Annotated in this window: 19 protein-coding genes; 11 read left to right on the top strand and 8 right to left on the bottom strand. The window is 63.0% G+C overall.

Features of this window, described 5'->3' with window-relative positions:
• The first annotated feature begins 58 nt into the window (after nucleotides 1–58).
• From B7O88_RS13675 to pgi, 4 genes are all read left to right on the top strand, one after another.
• On the top strand, nucleotides 59–1237 hold the full coding sequence (locus B7O88_RS13675; RefSeq protein ID WP_088276588.1) for a DegT/DnrJ/EryC1/StrS family aminotransferase: 1179 nt from the start codon (nucleotides 59–61) through the stop codon (nucleotides 1235–1237).
• A gap of 291 nt (nucleotides 1238–1528) precedes the next feature.
• Nucleotides 1529–2410 (top strand): UTP--glucose-1-phosphate uridylyltransferase GalU, encoded by an 882-nt coding sequence (gene galU / locus B7O88_RS13670; protein ID WP_088276586.1) that lies wholly within the window; start codon nucleotides 1529–1531, stop codon nucleotides 2408–2410.
• 24 nt (nucleotides 2411–2434) lie between these two features.
• Nucleotides 2435–3727, top strand: a complete 1293-nt coding sequence (locus B7O88_RS13665; protein ID WP_088276584.1) for a UDP-glucose dehydrogenase family protein — start codon at nucleotides 2435–2437, stop codon at nucleotides 3725–3727.
• Between the two features lies 1 nt (nucleotide 3728).
• Nucleotides 3729–5378, top strand: coding sequence for a glucose-6-phosphate isomerase (pgi, locus tag B7O88_RS13660; RefSeq protein ID WP_088276583.1), 1650 nt, complete (start codon nucleotides 3729–3731; stop codon nucleotides 5376–5378).
• A gap of 355 nt (nucleotides 5379–5733) precedes the next feature.
• On the opposite strand, the gene B7O88_RS13655 is transcribed toward pgi, so the two are convergent.
• Nucleotides 5734–6399 carry an SGNH/GDSL hydrolase family protein gene (locus tag B7O88_RS13655; RefSeq protein WP_160003186.1) on the bottom strand — a complete coding sequence of 222 codons (666 nt, stop codon included), beginning with the start codon at nucleotides 6397–6399 and terminating at the stop codon, nucleotides 5734–5736.
• Nucleotides 6400–6758: 359 nt separating this feature from the next.
• On the opposite strand from B7O88_RS13655, the gene B7O88_RS13650 reads away from it, so the two are divergent.
• From B7O88_RS13650 to B7O88_RS13635, 4 genes are all read left to right on the top strand, one after another.
• Nucleotides 6759–8180, top strand: a complete 1422-nt coding sequence (locus B7O88_RS13650; protein ID WP_088276581.1) for an aminotransferase-like domain-containing protein — start codon at nucleotides 6759–6761, stop codon at nucleotides 8178–8180.
• A gap of 121 nt (nucleotides 8181–8301) precedes the next feature.
• Nucleotides 8302–10668: a DUF6351 family protein gene (locus tag B7O88_RS13645; protein WP_088276579.1), complete on the top strand. Its 2367-nt coding sequence runs from the start codon at nucleotides 8302–8304 to the stop codon at nucleotides 10666–10668.
• 136 nt (nucleotides 10669–10804) lie between these two features.
• A complete protein-coding gene (locus tag B7O88_RS13640; RefSeq protein WP_088276578.1) occupies nucleotides 10805–11392 on the top strand; it encodes a LysE family translocator in 588 nt (195 codons plus the stop codon).
• Between the two features lie 16 nt (nucleotides 11393–11408).
• Complete coding sequence (locus B7O88_RS13635) at nucleotides 11409–12212, top strand: helix-turn-helix domain-containing protein (RefSeq protein ID WP_088276577.1); 804 nt, start codon at nucleotides 11409–11411, stop codon at nucleotides 12210–12212.
• 64 nt (nucleotides 12213–12276) lie between these two features.
• Here the strand turns inward: B7O88_RS13635 and B7O88_RS13630 are convergent, their stop codons facing one another.
• From B7O88_RS13630 to B7O88_RS13620, 3 genes are all read right to left on the bottom strand, one after another.
• Nucleotides 12277–13725, bottom strand: a complete 1449-nt coding sequence (locus tag B7O88_RS13630) for an esterase-like activity of phytase family protein (protein WP_088276576.1) — start codon at nucleotides 13723–13725, stop codon at nucleotides 12277–12279.
• Between the two features lie 328 nt (nucleotides 13726–14053).
• The gene (locus B7O88_RS13625) at nucleotides 14054–14893 is read right to left on the bottom strand and encodes a CvfB family protein (RefSeq protein WP_088276575.1); all 840 of its coding nucleotides are present in this window, start codon (nucleotides 14891–14893) and stop codon (nucleotides 14054–14056) included.
• Nucleotides 14894–14960: 67 nt separating this feature from the next.
• The gene (locus B7O88_RS13620) at nucleotides 14961–16826 is read right to left on the bottom strand and encodes a monovalent cation:proton antiporter-2 (CPA2) family protein (RefSeq protein ID WP_088276573.1); all 1866 of its coding nucleotides are present in this window, start codon (nucleotides 16824–16826) and stop codon (nucleotides 14961–14963) included.
• A gap of 438 nt (nucleotides 16827–17264) precedes the next feature.
• Between B7O88_RS13620 and B7O88_RS13615 the strand changes: the two genes are divergently transcribed.
• Nucleotides 17265–18101, top strand: a complete 837-nt coding sequence (locus B7O88_RS13615) for a spermine/spermidine synthase domain-containing protein (protein ID WP_088276572.1) — start codon at nucleotides 17265–17267, stop codon at nucleotides 18099–18101.
• Here the strand turns inward: B7O88_RS13615 and B7O88_RS13610 are convergent.
• The 3 genes from B7O88_RS13610 to B7O88_RS13600 are packed head-to-tail and all read right to left on the bottom strand — an operon-like array spanning nucleotide 18076 to nucleotide 19335.
• A complete protein-coding gene (locus B7O88_RS13610) occupies nucleotides 18076–18564 on the bottom strand; it encodes a SprT family zinc-dependent metalloprotease (protein ID WP_088276571.1) in 489 nt (162 codons plus the stop codon). The genes B7O88_RS13615 and B7O88_RS13610 overlap by 26 nt on opposite strands.
• Nucleotides 18565–18568: 4 nt before the next feature.
• Nucleotides 18569–19036, bottom strand: a complete 468-nt coding sequence (locus B7O88_RS13605; protein WP_088276570.1) for a flavodoxin family protein — start codon at nucleotides 19034–19036, stop codon at nucleotides 18569–18571.
• Nucleotides 19037–19041: 5 nt separating this feature from the next.
• Nucleotides 19042–19335 carry a hypothetical protein gene (locus tag B7O88_RS13600; protein WP_088276569.1) on the bottom strand — a complete coding sequence of 98 codons (294 nt, stop codon included), beginning with the start codon at nucleotides 19333–19335 and terminating at the stop codon, nucleotides 19042–19044.
• Between the two features lie 224 nt (nucleotides 19336–19559).
• Between B7O88_RS13600 and B7O88_RS13595 the strand changes: the two genes are divergently transcribed.
• Both B7O88_RS13595 and ggpS read left to right on the top strand, forming a co-directional pair.
• Nucleotides 19560–20891 carry an MFS transporter gene (locus B7O88_RS13595; RefSeq protein ID WP_088276568.1) on the top strand — a complete coding sequence of 444 codons (1332 nt, stop codon included), beginning with the start codon at nucleotides 19560–19562 and terminating at the stop codon, nucleotides 20889–20891.
• Complete coding sequence (gene ggpS, locus B7O88_RS13590; RefSeq protein ID WP_088276566.1) at nucleotides 20869–23145, top strand: glucosylglycerol-phosphate synthase; 2277 nt, start codon at nucleotides 20869–20871, stop codon at nucleotides 23143–23145. The genes B7O88_RS13595 and ggpS overlap by 23 nt, the downstream gene beginning before the upstream one ends.
• 51 nt (nucleotides 23146–23196) lie before the next feature.
• On the opposite strand, the gene B7O88_RS13585 is transcribed toward ggpS, so the two are convergent.
• A complete protein-coding gene (locus B7O88_RS13585) occupies nucleotides 23197–25050 on the bottom strand; it encodes a choice-of-anchor I family protein (RefSeq protein ID WP_088276565.1) in 1854 nt (617 codons plus the stop codon).
• Nucleotides 25051–25082: the final 32 nt, after the last annotated feature.

Genomic DNA, 25082 nt, shown 5'->3' with positions numbered 1-25082 from the left:
TCTCTATTGTTGCCGAGCAGTAATGGCTGCTCGGTCTGTCTTTTAAGGGCTTTCATCCATGCTTAACACCCCTTTCTCACCCTGGCCGTCGTTCACCTCAGAAGAAGCCGACGCGCTGCAGGCGGTGCTCTTGTCCAACAAGGTCAATTACTGGACCGGGCAGGAGGGGCGTGAATTTGAGAAGGAGTTTGCGGCCTGGGTCGACTGCAATCACGCCATTGCGCTGTCCAATGGAACGCAGGCGCTTGACCTCGCGCTGAAGGGGCTGGGCATTGGGCCGGGTGACGAGGTGATTGTCACGCCGCGTACCTTTCTGGCGTCCGCTTCGAGCATTGTGACGGCAGGTGCCGTGCCGGTGTTTGCGGATGTGGACCGTGACTCGCAGAACATCACTGCCGAGACCATTGCAGCGGTGCTGAGCGAGCGCACCAGAGCCATCATCTGTGTGCACTTGGCGGGTTGGCCGTGCGATATGGACCCGATCATGGCGTTGGCGGCCAAGCGCGGTCTCTTCGTGATTGAGGATTGTGCGCAGGCGCACGGTGCCCGTTACAAGGGGCGTTCGGTCGGCTCCATTGGGCATGTGGGTGCGTGGTCGTTCTGTCAGGACAAGATCATGACCACCGGCGGTGAAGGCGGTATGGTGACGACCAACGACCGCGAACTGTGGTCGCGCATGTGGTCTTACAAGGATCACGGCAAGAGCTGGGAGGCGGTATATGAGCGCGAGCATCCGCCGGGTTTCCGCTGGCTGCACGAGAGCTTTGGCACCAACTGGCGCATGACTGAACTGCAGGCGGTGATCGGGCGAATTCAGCTGCGGCGCATGGCCGACTGGACGGCGGCGCGCACGCGCAATGCGGAGCGTATCTGGAATACCTGCCGCGCATTTGATGTTGTGCGCGTACCGGCATTCCCCGCTGATTGTGTGCATGCCCATTACAAGTGTTACGTTCAGGTGGTACCGGATAAGCTGGCTGCTGGCTGGACGCGTGACCGTATTATCGAGGCGATTGTGGCCGAAGGCGTGCCCTGTTTTCAGGGATCCTGTTCCGAGGTGTATCTGGAGAAGGCGTTTGACGATACCGGCTGGCGGCCGGCGGAGCGTTTGTCGGTGGCGCGTGAGCTGGGTGAGACCAGCCTGATGTTTCTGGTGCACCCGACGCTGACCGAGGCGGAGATGAACAAAACCTGTGCAGTGATTGAGCAAGTACTGGCGCAGGCTGGGCATCGTTGATCGTTGCGGGATCGCCGGTTTAGAGGGGTTGACGTTCTTTGGTGGCGTATTGATCCCGTTGGGGTGGTGCCAATCTTGCTTGGTCGGGTTTTGGGTTTTTATGCGGACGCGGCATGCCGCGTCCCTGCGGGTGCGGGGTGTTTGGTGCGTGGGCAGTGTGTGCGATGCACCGCAGTTGTCTAATGCCGCTGTCGATTCGTAGGGCCACGGCATGCCGTGGCCGGTTGGGGCAGGGTGGACGTTGGCGTCGCGCCCCACAGGATGAATGAATTTGAATAATCAGGAGTTGTCGTGAAGGTTACCAAGGCTGTTTTACCCGTAGCGGGGCTGGGCACGCGGTTTTTGCCGGCCAGCAAAGCGATTCCGAAGGAAATGGTCACCGTGGTGGACAAGCCCGTGGTGCAGTATGTGGTTGAGGAAGCGCTGGCCGCGGGTATCAACGAGATTGTGCTGGTGACCCACGCCAGCAAGAAGGCCATTGAAGATCACTTTGACGTCAACTACGAGCTTGAGGCTGAGCTGGCACGGCGCGGTAAGGACGCCCTGCTGCAGGTGCTGCGCGAGATTGCGCCGCCGGAGCTGAAGGTTACGGCGGTGCGCCAGGGCCGTGCGCTGGGTCTGGGTCACGCGGTGGCTTGCGCGCGCCCGGTGGTGGGCGATCAGCCCTTTGCGGTGTTGCTGCCGGATGTGCTGGTGGCCCAGGCGGGGGTGGCGTCTGACTTGCAGGCGATGACCGAGCGTTTTGTCGCCACTGGCAAGGCGCAGGTGATGGTTGAGCCGGTGCCGTGGGAGCAGGTGCATCAGTACGGTGTGGTTGATCTGGGTGGCGCGCAGTTGCATCAGGGCAAGCAGGCGCTGATGCAGCAGGTGGTGGAAAAGCCCGCCCGCGAGGCGGCACCCTCCAATCTGGCGATTGTGGGCCGCTATGTGCTGCCGGGTGAGATCTTCGAGCTGCTGGCAGCAACAAAGCCGGGCGCCGGCGGCGAGATTCAGCTGACCGATGCGATTGCGGCATTGATGCAGCAGACCGGGGCAGAGGCCTATCGCATGCGTGGCCGCTCGTTCGACTGCGGCAGCAAGCTGGGTTATCTGGAAGCGACACTGGCCTACGGGCTGGAGCATCCGGCGTTGGGGCAGGATTTCAAGGGATTGCTGGCCCGCTATGCGCAGTAAGCGCGCGGGCTGAGGACAGGCACCATGCAGGTTGATGTTTACGGTGACACGCTTTGCGCCCTGGTCAGCGCAACGGCGCTGGCTTCGACCGGTAACCAGGTGCAGTTGCATCTGCCGGCCGGTCCGCATGCCGAGCAGTTGCAGCGCGGCGAGTGCCCCTTTCGGGAGGCCGGGCTGGCAGACCTGATGGCTGAGCAGTTGCAAGGCGGCAGGCTGATGCTTGCGCCTCTCGCAGCACCGCCGCAACCGTCCGCGGTGATCTGGCTGGCGTTGAACCCGGACAGCATGCCCGAGGCTCTCTCGCTGATTGCCGCGTTGCCGGAGCGCTGCACGCGGCGCTGGCTGGTGGTGAACCAGTCAACCTTTGCGGTGGGCAGCAGCGAGTTGCTGCAACAAACGCTGCTCGACTGCGACACGCCGCCTGTGAATCCGGGGGCGGTGGTCAGCCTGCCGGATCTGCTGATCGAGGGTAATGCGCTGCAAAGCTTCATGCGTGCCGACAGCTGGCTGCTGGGCGCTGATGCCGACTGGGCCCGCCAACTGGTAACCGAGCTGCTGCGGCCATTCAATCGCCGCCGCGACGCCATCATGCCGATGCGCCCGCGTGAAGCGGAGTTCACCAAACTGGCGATCACCGGCATGCTCGCTACCCGTCTGAGCTACATGAACGATATGGCCAATCTGGCCGACAGCCTGGATGTGGATATCGAACAGGTGCGCCAGGGCATGGGCGCTGACCGGCGGATTGGCGATGCCTACCTGTATCCCGGCTGCGGCTTCGGCGGTCTGAGTTTCTCCCGCGATGTGATGAGTCTGGCCTCGACCCTCGAAGGCAGTGGCCTGGCGGCTCAGCTGCTTGATGAGGTGCTGAATATCAACGAGCGCCAGAAAGAGGTGCTGTTTCGCAAGCTGTGGCGGCATTACGGCACCGACCTGCGCGGCCGCAAGGTGGCGCTGTGGGGCGTGGCGTTCAAGCCGGAAACCTCGCGCATCAACAATGCGCCTGCGCTCAAATTGCTTGAGGCGCTCTGGGCCCAGGGCGTTGAGGTGCATGTGCATGATCCGCGTGCGCTCGACACGCTGGCCCGCTGGGCGGGTGAGCGCGATGATCTGGTGCTGCATCAGGACCCGTATGCAGCAGTCGCCGGTGCCGATGCGCTGATGCTGGTTACCGAATGGAAAGCCTACTGGAGCCCTGATCTGCCGCGCTTGCGCGAGCTGATGGCCGCGCCACTGCTGCTCGACGGCCGCAATGTATGGGATCCGGCGTTCATGAAGCAGAACGGCTTTACCTACTACGGCATAGGACGGCGATGACATGAGCAGTTCATTGACGCATAAGCCCGCCTGGCAGGCGCTGATGCAGCATGCCGCGGAGCTGCGCAGCAGCCATCTGGCCGAGCTGTTTGCTGCCGATGCAGGGCGTTTTGACAGCCTGCATCGTACCTTCGGCCCGCTGCTGTTTGATTTTTCCAAGCAGCGGCTGGACGCCCGCACGCTGCCGCTGCTGTTTGATCTGGCAGCCGAGCAGGGGCTGGCCGAGCACATGAGCGAGCTGTTCTCCGGTGCTGCGGTCAACCCGAGCGAGGGTCGGGCCGCGATGCACTGGGCCCTGCGCCTGCCGGCCGAGCATGGCTGCGTGCTGGCCGGGGAGGACATCAACGCCCAGGTGCAGGCTCAGTTGCAACGCATGGACGACATCGTGCAGAAGGTGCGCAGCGGCCAGTGGCGTGGAGCCACCGGTGAGGCGATTACCGATGTGGTCAATATCGGCGTTGGTGGCTCGGACCTTGGCCCGCTGATGGTCACCGAGGCGCTCACCGACTCCCGCCCGGCTAACGATTCACCGCTGCGGGTGCACTTTGCCTCGACCATGGACGGCAGCCAGGTGTCGCAGCTGCTGGGTGGCCTGAATCCCCATGCGACGCTGTTTATCATTTCATCCAAGTCGTTTTCCACCATCGATACGCTGAGTAATGCCGCTACCGCCCGCGGCTGGCTGGAGCGCGAGCTGGGCGAGCTGCCGGGGCTGCTGGCCTGCCACTTTATCGGCGTGTCGGCAGCGGCCGAGCGCATGATGGAGTGGGGGATTGCCCCGGCCAATCAACTGGCGCTGTGGGAGTGGGTTGGCGGGCGGTTTTCGTTGTGGTCGGCCATTGGCCTGCCGATTGCGCTGTCGATCGGCATGGCGGGTTTTCGTGAGTTGCTGGCCGGTGCGCATGCGATGGACGAGCATTTCCGTCAGACGCCCTGGGCCGATAACCTGCCGGTGCTGCTGGGGCTGATCGGTATCTGGAACACCAACATGCTGGGTATCAACGCCCACGCGGTACTGCCCTACGACGGACGCCTCAAGGAGCTGCCCAACTACCTTGAGCAACTGGAGATGGAATCCAACGGCAAGTCGGTCAATCTGGCCGGCGACACGGTGGATTACGCCACCTGCCCGATTGTCTGGGGCACCATCGGCCCCAACGCGCAGCATGCGTTCTATCAGTTGCTGCACCAGGGGACCGAGCCGGTCACCTGCGACTTTATCGTGCCGGCACGGCGCTACCGCGAGGCTCAGCACAGCCTTGCCGTGGCCGAACTGAGGGCCCAGCATGAGCTGGCATTGGCGAACTGTCTGGCCCAGTCGCGGCTGCTGGCACTCGGTGATGCGGCGGTAGAGGATGCCGACACCTTGCCGCGTAACCGTCGTTATCGCGGTAATCAACCCAGCTCGACCCTGCTGCTGGATGAACTCACGCCCTACAGCCTGGGTGCGCTGATTGCCCTGTATGAACACAAGGTGTTCGTGCAGTCGGTGATCTGGGAAATCAACCCGTTTGACCAGTGGGGCGTGGAGATGGGTAAACGTATCGCCGTAGATGCGTTGGCCTGCATCCGCGGCGACATCAAGCGCCTGCCGGGCGCTGATGCCTCTACCGCCGGCCTGCTGGCGCGGATCATGGCCGGTAGCGCCTGATCAGCGGCGCAACGCGTAGGGCGGACTAAGCGCAGCGTGTCCGCCGTTCAGCCCCGGTGGCCAACGCGATGCGTTGACCACCCTACAGGCGATATGTCGCAGGGCTTGGCGACGCAGCCGATAACGATGCCAGGCCAAGGCGGAGATAATGCGTAGGGCGGACCAAGCACAGCGTGTCCGCCGTTCACCCCCGGTGGCCAACGCGGTGCGTTGACCACCCTACAGGCGATATGTCGCAGGGCTTGGCGAAGCAGCCGATGACGATGCCAGGCCACGGCGGGGATAATGCGTAGGGCGGACTAAGCAAAGCGTGTCCGCCGTTTAGCCCCGGCGACCATGGAGTTAGCAGTGCGGATCAGTCCAAGGCCTGCAGGATGCGGTTGGACAGCACACGCGAGCCGGCTGCGGTCGGATGAATGCCGTCACTGGTGATGTAAATCGACTCGCGGCCGGCGAAGTCGGCGCGCACATCGATAAACTTCACACCCATGCCCGGGTAGGCGGCAGCCTTGTAGTTCATGCTGTAGTTGTTGATGTCCTGCAGGTTCTCGGCGCTGCCCGCGGCGTTGTAGTAGCCGAGGAAGATGATCTCTTCGATACCGTCATTGCGCATCTTTTGCACGAGGGTGGCGATGCGATCTTCCAGCTCGTTGAGCAGCGGCATGCAGGCGCTCAGCGACGGACGGCAGCTGTTGAGCTGAATGTCATTACCGCCGCCATTGAAGATCACCGTACGAATGCCGCTCTTGTCCGCCCGGGCATACTGGTTTTCTACCGAATACAGCCGTGAACAGAGAACGTTACCGCCGGTCAGCTGGCAGCCGGAGCGGGCGTAGGTGTCGATGTTCTCGTCCAGATCGGCTTCCAGGTTCTCGTGAATATCACCGGACAGGGCAAAGATCGAATCGCCAAGGATCATGGTGTCCGGGCTGCTGATGCCGGGGTTGCTGGCCATGGCCGGCAGGCTGACCAGGGTGCTGAGGGCGAGTGCGGCCAGACCGCGTTTGAACAGAGTGTGCATGGGCATTCCTTTTTGTTGTTGTGCTGACGGGTCTCCAGTAAGGCTGAATCAGGTGTTGAAACAAAAGGAGACATTTTCGCAATATGCATCGCGCATGTTAGGCGGCGGGGCGGGGTAAACAAGCACCCAAACGGGCGAGTGGGGCGCTGTGACGGGGAGCGAGCTGTCGAAGGGTAGAAGCCGCAGACTGGCTGCGGTGGATGTTCAGTCAACGGATGTGCTGCCGGGCCGATCGGCACTGGGGAAGATGCCAGAGAGGTGCACCAGGTTGGCGCATCGAAACACGGGCGCTACACTCCGTGCATGCCTACAAGAATACAAGTGGCCGCGGTGCAGCATGCTGCGGGGCAGGGAATGCCATGTCTCAGGAGCTGTTTCTCTACGAAACCCTAAGCGAACGCCTGGCCGAGCATATCCGGCGCGGCGGCTTTATTCCGGGCGAACGCCTGCCCTCGGTTCGGGCGCTGAGCAAAGCCTTTGGCGTCAGCATCAACACCACCGTTCAGTCGTTGCGCAAGCTGGAAATGGACGGCTATATCGAAGTGCGTGACCGCTCAGGGGCGTACGTGCGCCACGCGCTGCCAAGGCCGGCGGTCAATGACAATGTCAGTCATTTTCCAGTGCTGCCGGTCGAGATATCTCTGAGCGAAGAGATCCTGCGCTTTATGGAACCGCATATTTCCGAGCAAGCGTTGCACCTGGGGATTGCGCTACCCGACCCCGGCTTGATGCCGGTTGAGCGCATCATGCGCCTTTGGCGCGATGCCAGCCGTCGCCATGCCCGCACGATGTGGGACTACAGTCATCCCAACGGCCTGCCGGCGATGAGACGTCAGCTTTCCATCCGCAGCATTGGTTATGACGCAGGGATTGGTGAAGACGACATTCTGGTCACCAATGGCTGCATGGAGGCGATGGAGTTGGCTTTGCGTGCGGTGACCAAGCCCGGTGACGTGGTGGCTGTAGAGTCGCCAACCTACTATGGGACTCTGCTGGCGCTGGATGTCCTGCAGCGCCGTGCGGTGGAGATTCCGACCCATTACCGCGATGGCATCTGCCTGTACACGCTGGAGCAGGTGTTCCGGCAAGGGCAGGTCAAGGCCTGTATTTTGTCGTGCAACGCGCAGAACCCGCTCGGGTATGTCATGACCGATGAGCGCAAGCAGCGGCTGGTCGAGATGGCGTCGCGCTATCAGGTGCCGGTGATCGAAAACGATATATGGGGCGACACCGTGTATGCCGGCAACGCGCAGCCGGCCAAGGCGCTCGATCACACTGGCATGGTCATTTACTGCAATTCGTTTTCAAAATCCTTGATGCCCGGCCTGCGTCTCGGCTGGGTTGCGGCGGGTCGTTTCCATGATCGGCTGCGGGAGCTGAAACAGATCAGCAGCATCACTACGGCCGCGGCGCCGCAGCTGGTCATGAGCCGGTTTATCGAAAGCGGTGCCTACGCCCAACATCTGGTGCAGCTTCGGGCGGCGCTTGAGCAACAGGTCACTGAGGCGTTGGAACTGGTGCGCGAGTCATTCCCGTCGGGGACTTGGGTGCACCCGCCGGAGGGGGGGTGTGTACTCTGGGTGAAACTGCCCGAGCACCGGGACTCACGCAAGCTGTTCCAGCAGGCGCTGAACGACGGCATTCACATTTTTCCCGGCAGTGTGTTCTCCGTCGGGCCGCGGCATTCCGATTTTATGCGACTCAACGTTGGCAGCGGCCTGACGCCCGAAGTGCGGGAGAAACTACGGCGGCTGGGGGCGCTGGTTGCCCAGATGCAGTGAGTGGCAACATCTGTATCAGTGGGATTGGCAGATCTGTACCTGTTTTCCACAAAACGCTCTGCCCTAGGATGGGGCGCGTGATACCAAAAACAAAAAGCCCATTGCCGGAGAGGGATGATCCATGGCACACCTGCGCAGTCTCGCACCCGTCTTTTCACTCAGTTTGTTGACGTTGGCCCTGTCTGGTTGCTTGAGCAGCAGCGGCGGCTCCGATTCCAATGATACAAATCGCCCGGACCTGTCCCTTGGCGTGCTTTCCAGCGCGGTCGATCAGGTCACCGGTGACGACGTTCTGATTACCATCGAAGGTGATATTGATCTGGTTGATGCCGAGCTCGATAACCTGGAGCTGTGGTTGAACGATACCGAGATCGAACCCAGCCGCATGGTGCAGCGCAATGGTCGGCTGGAGGTGCTGGTCGAAGGTCTGACGCTGGGTGAAAACCGCCTTGAGTTGCACCACAGCACCCATGGCGAGCTCTACAGCATGACCTTGACCGCGTATCCCGAGACCGGGCCGGTGTTCTCCGGTCCGCAGCAGTACCCATTCGTCTGCAGCGTGGTGCAACAGGTTGGTATTCAGCCACTGGTCGACAATCAGGAGGCCGGATATCCGGTTTATGAAGGCGAAACCGTGGTTGGTTATAGCCGCGATTGCGCCATTGAGCCCCGGGTAGAGTTCCTCTACATGACCACCGAAGGCGATTACGCCCCATTACCGCAGGACCGCAGCCGCCCTGCAGACATGGCTACCACGACCTTAACCGATGGCCGCACGGTCGACTTCGTGGTGCGCCGTGAGGTCGGTACGCTGAACCGGTTTATTTACAGTTTTGCCACCCTGGCTGACCGTAACGACGCGGATGACGCCGCCAGTACCGACCTTTGGAACGGACGGCTGCTCTATCATTTCGAGGGCGGAGTGGGTATTGGCCACAGCCAGGGGCGTCTGAGTGGTGACGCCTTGACCCCCGAGGTCCTCGGGCTGGGCTATGCCGTGATCTATTCCACTGGCACGCGTGCCAGTACGCATTACAACCTGCAGGTCGGTGGCGAGACCGCGCTGATGACCAAGGAGCACTTCGTCAAACGCTTCGGGGTGCCGGAGTACACTGTGGCCATCGGTGGCTCCGGTGGTGCGATTCAACAGTACGTCTACTCGCAGAATCACCCGGGGCTGATTGATGCCGGGGTGCCGCAATATTCCTATCCGGACATGGTGACCCAAACGATTCACATTGGGGATTGCGAGCTGCTCGAGTACTTTATGGACGCAACCGACCGCGCCAACCTGCGTTGGCAGACTACCGAGAACCGCAGCCTGCTGGTGGGCCTCAACGCGACCGACGATTACCCTGATCCGCTGTATGACACCAAAGTTGCGCTGGGGTTTGCCAGTGCGCCCGGTTCCACTGAGTGCATTCCTGCCTGGCGCGGATTGACGCCTCTCACCATGAACCCGCATTACGGCCAGGCGCCCTATCAGGACCAGATGTACCCGCCGGAGATCATGGCAGACGTGCACTGGACCCACTTCGATGACCTGCGCAACGTCTACGGCGTTGACGAGCAGGGCGAGCCACGCACGCTGTTTGACAATGTCGGGGTGCAGTATGGCCTTCAGCCGCTGCGCCAGGGCCAGATCACGCCGGCCGAGTTCCTGCGCCTCAATGCGCTGATTGGCGGCTGGAAGCAGCCGAGCGAAATGGTTCAGGAGGGCTCCCCGTTTCTGCCGCCGCATACGCCGGGCAACTTTGATCCGTGGAGCAGCCGCAACATGAATCTGAGTGTTGACGGGACAACACCGGCGCCGCGAACCGAGGGCGATCCGCTGGCGATGAACGCCGCCTACGCGCAGGGTATTGTGTTTGATGGCCAGCTCAACATACCAGTGATCGACTGGCGGCATTACCTGGAGGAGGTGCTGGATATGCATAACAGCCATCAGTCCTTCTCTGCCCGCCAGCGCATTTTGAACCGCATGGGCCATGCGGATAACCAGGTGATCTGGTTTACCGATGCCAGACCAACTGATACCTCGGACCCGGATCGTCCGCGGCCGCAGCGTAATTTCGATCAGACCTGGATGGCGCTGGAGGTGCTGGATGAGTGGTTGACCAACATCCGCGAAAACCCCGATCTGAGTATTGGTGAGAACCGTCCGGCGTCCGCACTGGACAGCTGTTTCAACACCGACGGCAGCCTGATCGCCGAAGGCGACGGGGTGTGGGACGGCATCATCAACGAGCAGCCGGCAGGCGCCTGTACCCAGCAGTTCCCGACCTATAAAACCTCGCGTATGCAGGCGGGAGGACCGATTGAAGGCAGCATCTTCAAATGCGCGCTGAAACCGGTCAGCACTGCGCTGGTTGATGGTACTTATGGAGGTTGGGTGCCGGACAGCGGCGAGATCGACCAGCTCAACGCGATTTTCCCGCAGGGCGTGTGCGACTACAGTCAGCCCGATCAGGGGAGGCCGGAAAGTTGAAGCAGCCTGGGGACCGGGCCTGAGCCCGGACTTTGGGAAGGCGCCGCAAGGCGCCTTTTTTACGTGCGCAATTTCCTTCAATACAGACCAGCCCGATTGCTTCAGCATGCCGCTGTCATGGTTGTGAGGGCGCAAGATGCTGTCGCTGTGGTTGGCGATGCTGGCTTTTACGCTGGTGGGTTCGGTCGCGCCGGGGCCGGTGTGTGTGGTGACGGTCAGCAGCGCGGCGCGGGCAGGCCTGCTGCGCGCCATGCCCTACGTGTTCGGCGCATCGTTTGGTTATGCGCTGCTGGTATTGCTGCTCGGCCTTGGCCTGCTCGGCAGTCTGGCGCAGAGCCCGGCGCTGCTGGATGTGCTGGCCTGGGTTGGCGCGGCGTATCTGTTGTATCTGGCCTGGCGTATTGCCAGCGCCGAACCAGGGCTGTCGGGCGCTGCCGGCGTCACGATTCCGGGGTTCTGGGCTGGCGCCCTGGCCCAATGGCTTAACCCCAAGGCCTGGCTGTTTTCGTTGTCGGGGCTCGGCATGTTCGTCAGCAACCAGGCGCAGCCGCTGGCGATCTTTTGTATCCTGTCGCTGGTTGTCTGCCTGTTTGGGGTTGGCTGCTGGGCGGTGCTGGGGCATCTGCTCGGCGGGCGTCTGCCAGGCACGCGGGCGATGCGCGTATTCAACCTGTTGATGGCGCTGTTGCTGGTGCTGAGCGTCGTGTTGATTTTGTTGCCGTAACCGGTATGAGGTGAGCATGTTGCAAGAGCAGTTTCTCCAGCGCAGTCCGGCGCTGCCCCTGATTGAGCTGCGCCAGGCCAGTCGTTCCAGTGCATGCTATCAGGCCCACACCCACGATGAGTTTTCCTTTGGCGTCATTGATCGCGGCCATGCGGCGTACCGTAACCGTCAGCGTCTTGAACGCATTGGTGTGGGCAGCCTGGTCACGGTAAACCCGGGTGAGGTGCATTCCTGTAATCCGGCAGCGGGTCAGTGGTCCTACCGGATGCTGTTTGTTGATGCCAGCTGGCTGGGTACGTTGCAGCGTGAGGCTTTTGGCGGCAGCGCCGATTATTGCTGTTTCCCTGACGTTTGTGCTGCCGGCGCGAGTGCCGGGTTCGATGGCCTGTTTGCCAGCCTGCAGCGCAGCGACGGGGCGCTGGAGGCGGAAAGTCGACTGATAGACCTGTTGCAACCCCTGTTTGCCTGCCAGCAGGAAAGCGCTAGTACCTTGCACCAGAGCGGACTGCTGCGGGCGAGGGAGTTGATCATGGATCGGCTTGGCTGCAATCTGCAGCTCGATGAGCTGGCGGAGGCTGCGCAGCTCAACCGCTACCAGTTGATTCGCGGCTTCAAGCGTCTTTACGGGCAGGCACCGCATGCGTTTCAGCTGGATGAGCGGATCAAGCAGGCGCGGGCGAGACTGAGAGCTGACGCGGTCAGCCTCAATGATCTGGCGTTGGATCTGGGGTTTGCCGATCAGGCTCACTTTCAGCGTCACTTCAAGCTGCGCACGGCACTGACGCCGGGCCAGTATCGGGCTTTTCATCAGGCGGCCTGAGTCTTGGAAAGCAAAACAGGCGCCGGATTGGGCGCCTGTTCTGTGTTTCAGCCGGGTCAGCGAATCAGTCCACCGACAGATCCACTTCGCGGATATACAGGCGGCCTGCGTCGATGGTGGCTTCATCGAGCATTTTCTGCTCCAGCACGCCGCCGGTAGACCAGGTGGCGAAGTCATCGTCGTTGAGCACGCCCAGATGGCCATCGTCGATGCGCCACAGGCCTTCCATCTTGTCGTGCGGATAGTTGGCCTCAACCACCATGTCCAGCACCAGGGTCTTGTCTACCGGGTAGATGCCGACCGCTGCCAGTGCCGCCCAGCCGCCGTCCAGCACTACTTCTTCCAGCGTCTTGCCGTTGATGGTCAGACCCAGATCCGGGTCCTGTACCATGCCGGGTTGCAGGGCGACGGTTTCCAGGTTGGTGCCGGTGGACAGGTCGATGCGGTAGACCTGTTTCTGTGCGTTGGGTGACACGCCGGCCGCGCCGTTCGGGCCGCCATACAGGAAGCTGCCGTCGCGCTCGAGTACCAGGAAGTCGGTGCTGCTCAGACCGACCATTTCCGAGTTGGAGTTGGCGGGCTTTTCCTGCTGGTACAGATACTGGCCGATTTCACCGGTCGCGATGTTTACGGTGACGATGCGGGTGATGGTCAGTGAACGCACTGCCTTACTCGGCAGGTCCATGGTGGACTGCATCAGGCCGACCAGGGTGCTTTCGTCCGGGGTGATGGCAAGGCCTTCCATGCCGCGGTTGGCACGGCGATAGGCGTACTCGGCGGGCAGGTTGATGCGGGTGCGGGTGTCTGCGGTAAAGGGATTGATGCGGTCGATTTCGCGGCCTTCGGCATCAAAGTGCACCATGTGCGGACCGTATTCGTCGCTCGCCCAGAAGGTGCCGTCGCGCAGTGCGACCAGTCCTTCGCCATCCAGACCGTAATCGTCCAGCTTGATGGGGTTGGTTTCCGCATCAAAGGGCTGCGTCGGGTCGACCACGATCGGCGTGCCATCCGGGTTGTAGGGTGTTTCACCGGTGCCGCCCAGCGCCGAGGTGTTGGGCAGGCCGGTGATCGGGGTACCGTCCGGACGCTTCAGCAGGATGGTTGCCAGCTGTTCGACGCCGCCATCTGCAGTGATACGGAAGTGGCCGATACGCGGGGTGTAATCGGCGACCGGGAAGGACTTTCCGGAGCCGTATTCGCCGCCGACAAAATCGGCGTTGGGGCCGCGATCGGTCATGGCGTAGAACTCGCCCAGCCGGCTCGGGTGGGCGGTCATGGCTGAGCCGTAGCCGCCATTGCGGATTTCAAAGGGAGCTTCGGTTTTGCCGTCGATCAGGTCATCACGCAGGATGGTGAAGGGCAGCTCGACGCCCTCCATCGGGAAGGCTGCCAGCTTGGTGGCGAGCGCCTGCTCCGGGGTGACGGTGGCATCGTCGTCGTTGCTGGAGGATTTGCAGGCGGTGAGCAGTGCGCTGCCGAGCAGCACGGCCGAAAGCACTTTCCAGTGGGTCATCTGTTCGTCCTTGTATCGGGAGTAGGCGCTGGCGGCTGCCGTGCGCGAAGATCGGCAGACTAGCCCCGGGAGGTGACAAAACAGCGAACGCATGATGACCGTTTGAGGATCAGGCCGGTCTGTCGCTCAGGCGTTATGGCCTGCGGCGGAGCGGTAATGCGTAGGGTGGACCAAGCGCAGCGTGTCCACCGTTGGGTGCACAGGGTCAGCACGAGCGCAGGCCTGATGCCGCGATTGCGGAGACGCCGTTGGCTTACTCCGCCCGACGTCGGGCGGCGTTCCGTCGGGCGGACTAAGCGTAGCGTGTCCGCCGTTTGAGGGCCGTTGCCTAGTTGGCGAGTTCGATATGCTCCGGATGAATCCGAATAACGCCTTTTTTCAGCAGGCCGCCGAGCGCCTTTTTGAAGTTGCTCTTGCTGACGTTGAAAGCCTCGCTGATGGCCTCGGGGCTGCTGCGGTCGCTCAGGGCGAGCTGACCGCCATTGGCCTGCAGACGTTCGAGAATCTGTTGCTGGAGCAGGTCTGCTGCCTGGCCGCCAACCGGTTGCAGGCTGAGGTTGATCTTGCCGTCCGGGCGGACTTCGCGAATGTAGCCCTGTTCCTTGCGGCCGAGCTTGACCGGCCTGAACGCTTCGTTGCGGTGCAGCAGGCCCCAGTGTTCGCTGTTGATGATGGCCTTGTAGCCCAGGTCGGTGCGCTCGACCAGCAGCAGGTTGACCGCATCACCGACCTTGTAGCGGGCCGGGGTCTTGTCCAGATAGCGGTCGAGTCGGGTGGTCGCCAGTACCCGGCTGGTGTGCTTGTCGAGGTACAGGTAGGCAACGCAGTACTGGCCTTCTTCGAGCGGCTTCTTCAGTTCGGCAAATGGCAGCAGCACGTCCTTGGGCAGCCCCCAGTCAAGGAACAGACCGACCTGATTGCGCGCAACCACCTTGAGGTTGGCGAACTCGCCGACCTGCGCGCGCGGGCGCGTGGTGGTGGCGATGATCCGGTCTTCGCTGTCGAAGTAGATAAACACCCGCAGCCAGTCGCCGATCTCGGTGGGCTGGTCTTTTGGCACATAGCGGTTGGGCAGCAGGATCTCGCCGTCTTCACCGCCGTCCAGGTACAGCCCGAAGCCGGTCTGCTTGATGATCTGCAGTTTGTTGAATCGCCCGATGTCGGCCATGTCATTGCTCCTGAGTTAGCCGCGCATTCTAGGGGCTATCGCGCTGCGATAACAGTGCGGGTCGTCGCTATTGCCGTTGCCTGCCATCCGCATCGGTTGTCTGGGTTGCCCCGGCCACGGCATCCTGCACGCTGTTGACCTCGATGCGGTCGGCATCAAACAGTGTTTCCAGCTCCGCACGGGCCTGACGGGCTGTCTGCATTACCGCGGCGGCGTCATCGTAGACCCTGTGCTGGGCCGCCAGCACCGCTTCATCGTGGCGGCGGAAGCGGGCGATACGCGAGTCGGCCTGCTCCGGGCTGAGACCCATGCCGGTCAGAATCTGCCGGCTCATTTCCAGACTGGAATGGAAGGTTTCGCGCACGGCCAGGACATTCAGGTCGATCAGCTTGTGCACGTGCTGACGGTTGCGGGCGCGGGCGATGATAGTGATCGCCGGGTACAGGCGGCGCACGGTTTCGGCGGTGCGCAGGGTCACGTCCGGGTCGCTGCTGGTGATGATGAAGAACTGCGCCTTGTCGACCTGGGCCGCGCGCAGGATCTCGGGACGCAGCGGGTCACCGTAGAAAATCGGCATGTCGGCGCTGAGGCTGCGCGACATGTCGATACTGTCGACCGAGGTATCCAGCGCAATATAGGGCACACGCTGGGCGCGCATCATGCGGGCGATCACCTGGCCCATCCGGCCCATGCCGGAGATCACCACGCGGGGGCTGTCGGATTCGATCTGTTCGTACTCTGGTGGAACCGGCCTGATGCTGTTTGCGGCCCGGCTGAGTAGCGGTGACAGGGCGAGAATCAGCAGCGGGGTGATGGCCATCGACAGGGTGATCGCCAGCACCAGCATGCCGTGCAGAGAGGGGCTCAGCAGCTGGTGCCCGGCAGCCAGCTGGAAGACCACGAAGGCGAACTCGCCACCGGCGGCCAGCACCAGGCCGAGACGCAGCGCGTTGGCGCTATCGAGCCCGGCTACGCTACGGCCAACCAGATAGATCAGCGGCAATTTGAGACCGATTACCAGTGCGGTCAGCAGGGCCACCGCGCTGCCGTTGCTGGCCAGCAGTGACAGGTCCGCCTGCATGCCCACGGTGATGAAAAACAGGCCCAGCAGCAGCCCCTTGAATGGCTCGATCTGCGACTCCAGCTCGTGACGGTATTCGGAATCGGCCAGCAGCAGGCCGGCCAGAAACGCGCCCAGTGCCATCGACACGCCAACCATGTCCATCAGCCAGGCGGTGCCGATCACCACCAGCAAGGCGGTGGCGGTGGAGACCTCCTGCAGACCGGTGCGGGCGACCACGCGGAACAGCGGGCGCAGCAGATAGCGTCCGCCGATTACGATCACGGCGATGCTGCCGAGCACCTCAGCGGTTCGCACTAGCGGGTTGCCGTCAGCACTGCCCTCTGGCTGTACGCCCAGCAGCGGAATCAGTGCGATCAGCGGGATGGCTGCGATGTCCTGAAACAGCAATACGGCAAAGGCCTGGCGGCCGTGCGGGCTGTTGAGCTCTCGCCGTTCGGCCAGCAGCTGCAGGCCGAATGCGGTGGACGACAGGGCCAGACCCAGGCCGAGAATCAGCGCGGTCTGCAGCGGTTGGGCAAACACCAGCCAGGCGAGCAGTGCCATCACGCTTGCGCACAGCAGCACCTGAGCCAGTCCGGTGCCGAACACCGCGCGGCGCATGACCCACAGGCGTTTGGGCGACAGTTCCAGGCCGATGATAAACAGCAGCAGGACAACGCCCAGCTCGGATACATGGCTCATGCTTTCCGGGTGCGCGATCAGTGCCAGTGCACCGGGGCCGATGATCACACCCGCCGCCAGGTAACCAATCACAGCGCCCAGACGCAGGCGTTTGGCCAAGGGCACCGCGATGACGGTGGCGAGCAGAAGGACGACAACAACCTGCAGAATGCTGCCCGGTTCATGCATGAAGAGATACCCGAAGGGAGATTGGCTGGGGGAGGTGGCAAGAGCTTGCCAGACGGCCAATTCTAGGCCCTCGCAGGCCTGCTGCTCAATGTGCCGCAGACGCTTTTTTAACAGCCACGCTGCAGGTCCACTTGCGCAGGGCGGACCAGGCGCAGCGTGTCCGCCGTTCAGCTCCGGTGGCCAACGCGGTGCGTTGACCACCCTACAGGCGAATTGTCGCAGGGCTCGACGACGATGCCGTGCCACAGCGGGGATAATGCGTGGGGCGGACTAAGCGCAGCGTGTCCGCCGTTCAACCCCGGTGGCCTGTCGCAGGGCTTGACGAAGCAGTCGATGACGATGCTGGGTCACGGCGGTGATAATACGTAGGGCGGACTAAGCGTAGCGTGTCCGCCGCGCCCCCACATTTCAGACAGAACAGAGGTCAACCAGCACAACATGGCAATTTTGCAGCGCATCAGACAGCTCGGTGAATGGCTCGGGTTGCGCCCGCGTGGCGAGCAGGAGCGGGAGGTCGAGCGCCTGCGCGATGATTTCGGGCTGATCCGGGTGACCGAGCTTGGCGAGCTGCGCTATCTGTTCTTTGGCGAGCAGACCGAGCAAAGCTGCGGGCTGATCGGCGATCCGGCCTGGCTGGAGTACGACTACACCCGCGCCATGCTGCTGGCCGGCTACTGGCTGGAGGATACGCAGCGGGTGCTGGCGCTGGGCCTCGGTGGCGGCTCGCTGGTCAGCGCGGTGCTGACCCATTTGCAACCGCAGCAGATCACCGCCGTGGAGCTGCGCCCCGGTGTGGTGGAGGTAGCCCGGCGCTGGTTCGGCCTGCCGGATGATCCGCGACTGACCGTGCTGATCGACAGCGCCGAGAAGGTCATTGAGCGTGAGCAGGCCAGTGCCGACCTGGTGCTGCTCGACCTGTACATGGAGGGCGGGATCACCGCCCTGCAATTGCGTATGGACTTTCTCGAACAGTGCCATGCGGCGCTGCGCCCGGGCGGGCTGATGGTGGTGAACCAGTGGCAGTTGGGCCATACCGGGCAGCCCTACGCGGCAGAGCGGTTGCAGAAGCTGTTTGGTGACCGCTATCTGCAGGTGGAAGTCGAGGAGGGCAATATCGTGCTGTTCATTCCGCAGGCGGGCGAGTTGCCGCTGGATCAGGATACGATGCGCCGCTGGGCAGACAGCCTGGAGCCGCAGCTCGGGTACAGCCTGCGCCCCTATGTGGAAGTGCTGCGCAGAGCCGAAGACGCTATCCCTGCTGCCGACTGCCAGTGAACTGCAGCTGGCTACCGCAACGGCGACACAGATAACGCGAGCCACGGGCAACCCGGGCGTGGCGTTGCGCGGTAAAGGGCATCGGGTCCGGGCAGGCGCAGCGGTACAGGTAACGGGTGACCCGCCGGGTCGGCACCGCGTAGCTGTGGCAGCGGTTGGCGGGCAGACCATACAACCCGGTCATCAGGCCCTGCCACTCGCGACCGTGCGGGCGAATGCGATGCCCGTACAGTTGATGGGCAATCAGGTGCGCGACCTCGTGCGCCACGGTGTGCTGCAGGAAGTGCTCCTGGTTCTCGCGGTACATGCGGCCGTTGAAACGCAGCAGGTTGCGATCCAGATAGGCAACCCCTGCGCGCTGGCCACGCAGATCCAGTTCAATATCGGGGCGCGGAAAACGGCGGCGAAAGTGCTGCTCTGCCAGCCGGTAGCATTCCTCAGTGCGGGCGATTACGCGGTCCATCGACTCAGAACACCCCGTTGTCGAGGCCGGCAGCCAGATACAGCCCCAATTCTTCTACCTGCTGCTCAAACCCGTCCTGCCAGTCGCCGCGCAGGGTCAGTGGTTCCTGCACCCAATTCCAGCGCAGCCCGGTGACGATCGACTCGACGGCGCGGCGAGTGCCGGTGCCATCCATGCCGGCGCGGATATACAGCGCACAGGGCAGCCCCTGCTGTTGTTCCAGCACCGGGTAATAACAGCGGTCGAAAAAGTCCTTCAGCGCGCCGCTCATGTAGCCGAGATTCTCGGTCGTACCGAGCAGAATCGCATCGGCCGCCAGTACGTCGTCAGGTTGCGCCTCCAGCGGCGGCACCCAGCGCGCGTCTACCTGCTCGATATCGGCATGGCTGGCGCCGCGCAGCGCCGCTTCGGCCAGTCGCCGGGTATTCGGCGACGGCGCGTGGGCGACGATCAGTAACTGTTTGCGAGGCATGGCGCTCACCCCTGCCGGCTGTTCCACAGCCGCGACACGGCGCGGTCGCTGCCCAACCAGGCAATCAGCAAACCTGCCAGGCCGATCAGGCCGAACACGGCGACCGGCAGCAGGAAGAACGGATCGCTGCCGGAGGGCAGCAAGACCGCCAGGCCGATGGCGATGGTCAGAAACAGGGCGCACATGATGACCAGAATCAGGCGACTTTTGGGCGCGTAGTGGAATGGCTCGTCGCCGCGTTCCAGCGGGGCGAGCAGGGGAGCGCACAGTGTGCGGGCGTGATCTTTGAGTGTGGCCATGCGGAAGTCTGTGTCTCTGCGAGGAACCTTTCGGCGAGTGTAACCCGACGGCCCCGCCGCGCAAACCGGCTAGGGCCGCTTCCGCTCATGCGCTGGTCATCGAGGCCCTGATGGGGTAGGGTGTTTACAGCTGAATATAAATATCCGTGGGTCACCAAGACCCCTATTTGCACCCCTCTACCTACCTGCCTGGAACCGATCCACCGTTTGGGAGACGCGGCTCCATGATCAGGCTTTTGTTGCCCATCGCGGCACTGCTCTGCGGCATTGCGTTGCTGCTGCTGGGCACCGGACTGCTCAATACCCTGCTGGCCTTGCGGGGCAGCGCCGAGCAGTTCAGTGATCAAACCCTGGGTTTGCTCGGCTCGGCCTACTTTGCCGGTTTTATTCTCGGCACCTGGCTGTGCCCGCGGCTGATCCGGCGCATGGGGCATGTGCGCGCCTTTACCTTTCTCGCCGCTGCCGAAGCGGGCTGTGTGCTGATCCATCTGCTGTGGATTCAACCGGGCCTTTGGCTGCTGCTGCGGGTGATCACCGGCGTGGCGCTGGTGGGCATCTATACCGTGATCGAAAGCTGGCTTAACACCCAGGCGCCGCCCGAGCGCCGCGGCCAGGTGTTTGCCTGCTATATGGCAGTCAACCTCGGCGCGCTGGCGCTGGCCCAGCAGATGCTGAACTGGGACAGCCCGCTGACCTTTACCCTGTTTGCCGTGGCCGCGACCTTCATCGTACTCGCGGTGATGCCGGTGTCGGCCACCCGGCTGCCGCAACCGGTAATTGACGATACCCCGCCACTGAAGCTCGGCAGGCTCTGGCAGGCGGCCCCGGTGGCGTGCGCCGGCGCGGTGCTGTCGGGCCTTGGCATGGGCGGATTCTGGGGGCTGGGCGCGGTCTATGCCGCGCGCATGGAAATGGATACCGCGCAGATCGCCGGCTTTGTGTCGTTGGTGATCCTTGCTGGCGCATTGGCCCAGTGGCCGATGGGGCGCCTGTCCGACAGTATCGACCGGCGCCGGGCGCTGGTGATCATCGCCGGCCTGGCGGCGGTTGGCGGTGTGCTGATGGCGTTGCTCGGCCCGTTCGGTCTCTGGTTGCTGGTGGCTGCGGCGATTTTCGGCGCGGGCGCCTTCTCGGTGTATCCGGCCGTGGTGGCGCATCTGATCGATCACTTACACCAGGAAGATATTCTCTCGGGCAACGCCTCTCTGTTGATGCTGCATGGCCTTGGGGCTGCGGTTGGCCCGGCGCTGGCCGGTGCCCTGATGGGAATCACGGCTGCATCGGCGTTGCCGCTGTTTTTTGCCCTGATGTTCTCGCTGATTGCCGCCTATGCCCTGCGTCATCTGCGCCAGGGCGATGACCGGATTGTCGATGGCGCGGCGCATCAGGTCCCGATGGTGCGCACCTCGACCGCGGTACTGGAAATGATGCTGGAAGAGGCAAGTGGTGACGAGTTGGCAGGCAGCAATCACGCGGCGGACGGTCGGGAGACCGCCCGCGATGAATTCGAGCAGCAAGATGGAGATCACGCCCATGATGTTGGCAACCGACCTTGATGGAACCTTTCTGGCAGGCGATCCGGACAACCGGCAGCGCCTGTATCAACTGATCAACGCACACCCCGGTATCACTCTGGTGTTCGTGACGGGACGGGGGTTGGAGGTAGTGGTGCCATTGCTTTCCGATCCGGCCATTCCGCGACCGGACTACATCATCTGTGATGTGGGTGCGACCCTGGTTGATGGCGAAACCCTGCAGCCGGTCTACCCGGTGCAGAGCGAAATAGAGCAGCGCTGGCCGGGCGAGCAGGTGGTCGCCCAGCGGATGGCCGGCTTCCCCGGACTGGAACGGCAGGAAGTACCCCAGCAGCGCCGCTGTTCCTGGTTCTGCGAACCCGGTGCGGTGACCGAGCGGGTACACAAGGCGGCGGATGAGCTGGGCTGTGATCTGCTGTTTTCCGCCGGCATGTATCTGGACTGCCTGCCCAAGGGGGTAAACAAGGGCTCGACGCTGCGCCGGCTGGTTGAGCATCTGGGTGAGTCGATGGACCGGGTGCTGGTGGCCGGCGACACCCTGAATGACCTGTCCATGTACGAGCAGGGCTTCATGGGCGTGTGCGTGGGCGAATCGGAGCAGGGGCTGCTGGACGCCACCGCTGATCGGGCCAAGGTGCTGCATGCGCGCCTGAGCGGCTGCGGCGGGATTCTGGAGGCGGTGTCGCACTTCGGCTTTCTGGGCCCGCTCGGTGTGGATTCCGAGCTGCGTGATCTGCAGATCAAGGGCAAGGCGGACCTGGTGATGGTGTATCACCGCTTGCCTTACGAGGAAGTGATCGAGGACGGCAAGCTGGTGCGCCGTCCGCCCACCTCGCCCAACGGCATCCTGCCAACCCTGCTGAGTTTCTTCGGTGGCGACCAGCCCGGCTCCTGGGTGGCCTGGTCGATTCACGACCCGCGCCAGCGCGAGGCCTTCGAGGTGCACACCAAGGTAGATGCCGAGCGTTACCCCAATCTGGTGGCGGCGCGGGTTGCCCTGACCAAGGATGATGTCGACGTGTTTTACAAGCGCTTTTCCAAGGAGGCGTTCTGGCCCACCCTACACACCTTCTGGGAGCGCGCGGTGTTTCGCGAGGAGGACTGGGCGGTGTTCCTCAAGGTGAACCGGCTGTTTGCCGAGCGCACTGCGGCAGAGGCGGCTGAGGGCGCGGTAGTCTGGCTGCACGACTACAACCTGTGGATGGTGCCGGCGTTTCTGCGCTCGCTGCGGCCGGACCTGAATATCGCCTTCTTTCACCATACCTACTTCCCGTCGGCTGACGTATTCAACGTGCTGCCGTGGCGGCGCGAGATCATCGGCAGCCTGCTGCAGTGCGATTACATCGGCTTTCACATACCGCGTCAGGCCGAGAACTTTGTCGACGTGGCCCGCGGCGTCGCGCCGCTGGAGGTGCTGGAGGAAAAGGGCTGCGCGCCGCGCTATCTGACCTACGGCTGCGCCGTCGGGCTGGACCGCATGACCAGCTGCATCAGTGTGCACGGCCGCGAGATCGGTCTGGGCGCGCATCCGGTCGGACTGGATATCGGCCGCGTGCAGAATGTGATCGACAGCGATCACTGCCAGCAGCTGATCGGCGAGCTGCGTGAGCAACTGCAGGGGGTGCGGGTGGTGCTGTCGGTCGAGCGGCTGGATTACACCAAGGGCACCTATGCCAAGCTGCTGGCCTTTGAAGCGCTGCTGGATGCCCACCCGGAGCTGATCGGCAAGGTCACGCTGATTACCATCTGCGTGCCGGCCGCCCGGGAGATGACGGTCTATGACGAGCTGATCAGCCAGATCGAGCAGGCGGTCGGGCGTATCAACGGGCGCTTCTCGAGGGTCGGCTGGACGCCGGTGCAGTTCTTCTATCGCGCGGTGCCGTTCGAGGATCTGGTGGCCTATTACCTGATGGCCGATGTGATGTGGATTACCCCGCTGCGCGACGGTCTGAATCTGGTCGCCAAGGAATATGTCGCAACCCAGGGGCTGTGCCAGGGCAGTGGGGTGCTGGTGCTGTCGGAGTTTGCCGGCGCGGCGGCCGAGCTGCACGGGGCGCTGCTGACCAATCCGCATGATCCCCATGACCTGCGCGACACCCTCTACATCGGCCTGACGCTGGGCAAGGCCGAGCGGCTGGCACGCTTGCGCGAATTGTTTGGCGTGGTGCAGTACAACGACATTCGCCGTTGGGGCGATGAGTTTCTGCAGGCGGTGCGCCAGCGCCGTGAGGCTGCGAGCGCGCTGGAGGCTGACGAGGTGGGGGAGGTTGCCTGAGGCGGGGCTTGCCGACCGGGAACCCGGTCGGCAAGTGTGGTCAGGTGCTGATCAGTTCACGATCTGATTGATCTGATACACCGCAGTGGTGCCGCTGACCTCGTTGCCGATGACCAGCAGCGCCTCGCCGTTGGGCGAATCTTCCGGAGCAATGAATACCAGACCTTCGGGACCCAGGTCACCGGCTGTCGCCAGCACGGTGGACGGGTCTGCGGTGGTCCAGTCTTCGCGGGTGTTGAGGTAATCCACCAGCACCGGAGCGGTCGGGTCGGTGATGTCCCAGGCCATGACACCGCCAATGCGCTCCAGACCGATGAAGGCAAAGGTCTTGTTGCCAAGCTGGCCGACGGTCACGCCTTCCGGTTCCGGCCCTTTGTTGTCGCTGCGGTTGTCGAAGGTATCGCCTTCATCATGGGTGGCGTTGAAATAGTCGGTGCACGGAATGGTGCGGTTGGCGCCGAGCATGCACGCATCACTGGCGAAATACTGCTCGAGCTGGTCGCCGGAATCCCACACCAGTTGGCCCTCGCTGTCACGGATCGAGAACGAGCGAGCGCCGTAGGCGTAGAGGTTGTCGTACATCAGCCGGTCACCGGCGAGGTTCTGGTTGCCGGACGCGTCGAACAGCACCGGATCGCCGTTGGCGTCCTTGCGGTAGCCGTCGGTCCAGGCCACGGTCAGGCGGCCCAGGTTCTCATCGGCGCGGCAGTCACCCGGATCGGCAGCGGTCGCGCCGCAGTAGGCGAAGGTGGTCGGGTTGAGCAGGGCGCCGGCGGCCAGCTCGCGCAGCTGCGGCGGCAGGTCGTCGCCGGCACGGCGGTCGAAGCCGCTGACGTGAACCAGATGCTTGACGCGGAACTCTTCAACAAAGCCCTTGCTGGCATCGCCATCCCAGTAAGCCTGGTCGTCTTCACCCCAGGCGCGGGAGTCGCCCTCGTTGGCGGTGACCAGCAGGGTTTCGCCGTCGACCTCGTAGGCGGCGATGCTGTCTGGCTGGTACATGCCGAGTACGCCCGTCCAGGTATCGATGTTGATGGCGTCGTCGGAATCACTGACGTCCAGACCATTGCCTGCGGTGCCGTGATCCTTGTAGCCCAGCGGCAGGATATCGGTGACAGTGGCCGTGGCGATGTCGACCTTGGCCAGCGCATTGTTCTCCTGCAGCGATACCCAGGCAGTGCCGCTGTCGCTGGAGATGGCAATGTATTCCGGCTCCAGATCCTGCTCGACGCTGGCATTCGGGCCGTAGATCCGCACGCCGGCGCTGCGCAGGGTATCGGCCTGGGTGTTGAAGGCACTGAATCCGGCGGTGCGCACGTCAACGAGCTGACCTTCCGAGACGCCCAGAATGCTGATCGAGCCTACCGGGTCGATCTGATAGTCGGTGCTCGGCTCGCCTTCGTTGGCGGTCAGCACATACTCGCCATCCGGGGTAAAGGTGACCATGTCCGGCTGGGCCCCGACCTGCTCATAGCCAAGCATTTCCAGGCTGGTAGCGTCGAACAGGGCGACCCAGCCGTTGTCGGTTTTGGTGGGTGCTTCGACGGCCACGGCCAGATAGCCACCCTTGTAGGCGATGCTGTTGACCACGGCGCCTTCGGTGATGGATTCGACTGTCAACTCCTGCAGCAGCACCGGGTTGGCCGGGTCGGCAGCGTTGAGCACATCGACGGCACCCTTTTGCGCATTGACGATGAAGATGCGCTGGTTGACCGGATCGAAGGCCGGAATTTCAGCGGCGCTGGCGCCGAAGATGTTGGCACTGTAGCGGCCGAGATAATTCAGCGTGATGCTGTCGGGTGTGAGCACCTCGGGGGCATCGTTATCGTCGCTGCTGCTGCTCTTGCAGCCGGCCAGGGTGGCCAGCAGGGCCGCGCTGGTCGCAGCCATCATCCATTTTTTCATTGTCTGTTGCCTGTACTGGGTTCACGAAGGAT

Source organism: Halopseudomonas aestusnigri (assembly GCF_002197985.1).
GTDB lineage: Bacteria > Pseudomonadota > Gammaproteobacteria > Pseudomonadales > Pseudomonadaceae > Halopseudomonas > Halopseudomonas aestusnigri.
The sequence above is the reverse complement of the archived record's forward strand: the minus strand, read 5'-3'. Positions and strand labels throughout refer to the sequence as shown.

Excerpts from the sequence above, each read along its gene's own strand:
- B7O88_RS13675 (WP_088276588.1), top strand. The coding sequence starts at position 59 with ATGCTTAACACCCCTTTCTCACCCTGGCCGTCGTTCACCTCAGAAGAA.
- B7O88_RS13665 (WP_088276584.1), top strand. The coding sequence starts at position 2,435 with ATGCAGGTTGATGTTTACGGTGACACGCTTTGCGCCCTGGTCAGCGCA.
- pgi (WP_088276583.1), top strand. The coding sequence starts at position 3,729 with ATGAGCAGTTCATTGACGCATAAGCCCGCCTGGCAGGCGCTGATGCAG.
- B7O88_RS13655 (WP_160003186.1), bottom strand. The coding sequence starts at position 6,399 with ATGCACACTCTGTTCAAACGCGGTCTGGCCGCACTCGCCCTCAGCACC.
- B7O88_RS13650 (WP_088276581.1), top strand. The coding sequence starts at position 6,759 with ATGTCTCAGGAGCTGTTTCTCTACGAAACCCTAAGCGAACGCCTGGCC.
- B7O88_RS13645 (WP_088276579.1), top strand. The coding sequence starts at position 8,302 with ATGGCACACCTGCGCAGTCTCGCACCCGTCTTTTCACTCAGTTTGTTG.
- B7O88_RS13640 (WP_088276578.1), top strand. The coding sequence starts at position 10,805 with ATGCTGTCGCTGTGGTTGGCGATGCTGGCTTTTACGCTGGTGGGTTCG.
- B7O88_RS13635 (WP_088276577.1), top strand. The coding sequence starts at position 11,409 with ATGTTGCAAGAGCAGTTTCTCCAGCGCAGTCCGGCGCTGCCCCTGATT.
- B7O88_RS13630 (WP_088276576.1), bottom strand. The coding sequence starts at position 13,725 with ATGACCCACTGGAAAGTGCTTTCGGCCGTGCTGCTCGGCAGCGCACTG.
- B7O88_RS13625 (WP_088276575.1), bottom strand. The coding sequence starts at position 14,893 with ATGGCCGACATCGGGCGATTCAACAAACTGCAGATCATCAAGCAGACC.
- B7O88_RS13620 (WP_088276573.1), bottom strand. The coding sequence starts at position 16,826 with ATGCATGAACCGGGCAGCATTCTGCAGGTTGTTGTCGTCCTTCTGCTC.
- B7O88_RS13615 (WP_088276572.1), top strand. The coding sequence starts at position 17,265 with ATGGCAATTTTGCAGCGCATCAGACAGCTCGGTGAATGGCTCGGGTTG.
- B7O88_RS13610 (WP_088276571.1), bottom strand. The coding sequence starts at position 18,564 with ATGGACCGCGTAATCGCCCGCACTGAGGAATGCTACCGGCTGGCAGAG.
- B7O88_RS13605 (WP_088276570.1), bottom strand. The coding sequence starts at position 19,036 with ATGCCTCGCAAACAGTTACTGATCGTCGCCCACGCGCCGTCGCCGAAT.
- B7O88_RS13600 (WP_088276569.1), bottom strand. The coding sequence starts at position 19,335 with ATGGCCACACTCAAAGATCACGCCCGCACACTGTGCGCTCCCCTGCTC.
- B7O88_RS13595 (WP_088276568.1), top strand. The coding sequence starts at position 19,560 with ATGATCAGGCTTTTGTTGCCCATCGCGGCACTGCTCTGCGGCATTGCG.
- ggpS (WP_088276566.1), top strand. The coding sequence starts at position 20,869 with ATGATGTTGGCAACCGACCTTGATGGAACCTTTCTGGCAGGCGATCCG.
- B7O88_RS13585 (WP_088276565.1), bottom strand. The coding sequence starts at position 25,050 with ATGAAAAAATGGATGATGGCTGCGACCAGCGCGGCCCTGCTGGCCACC.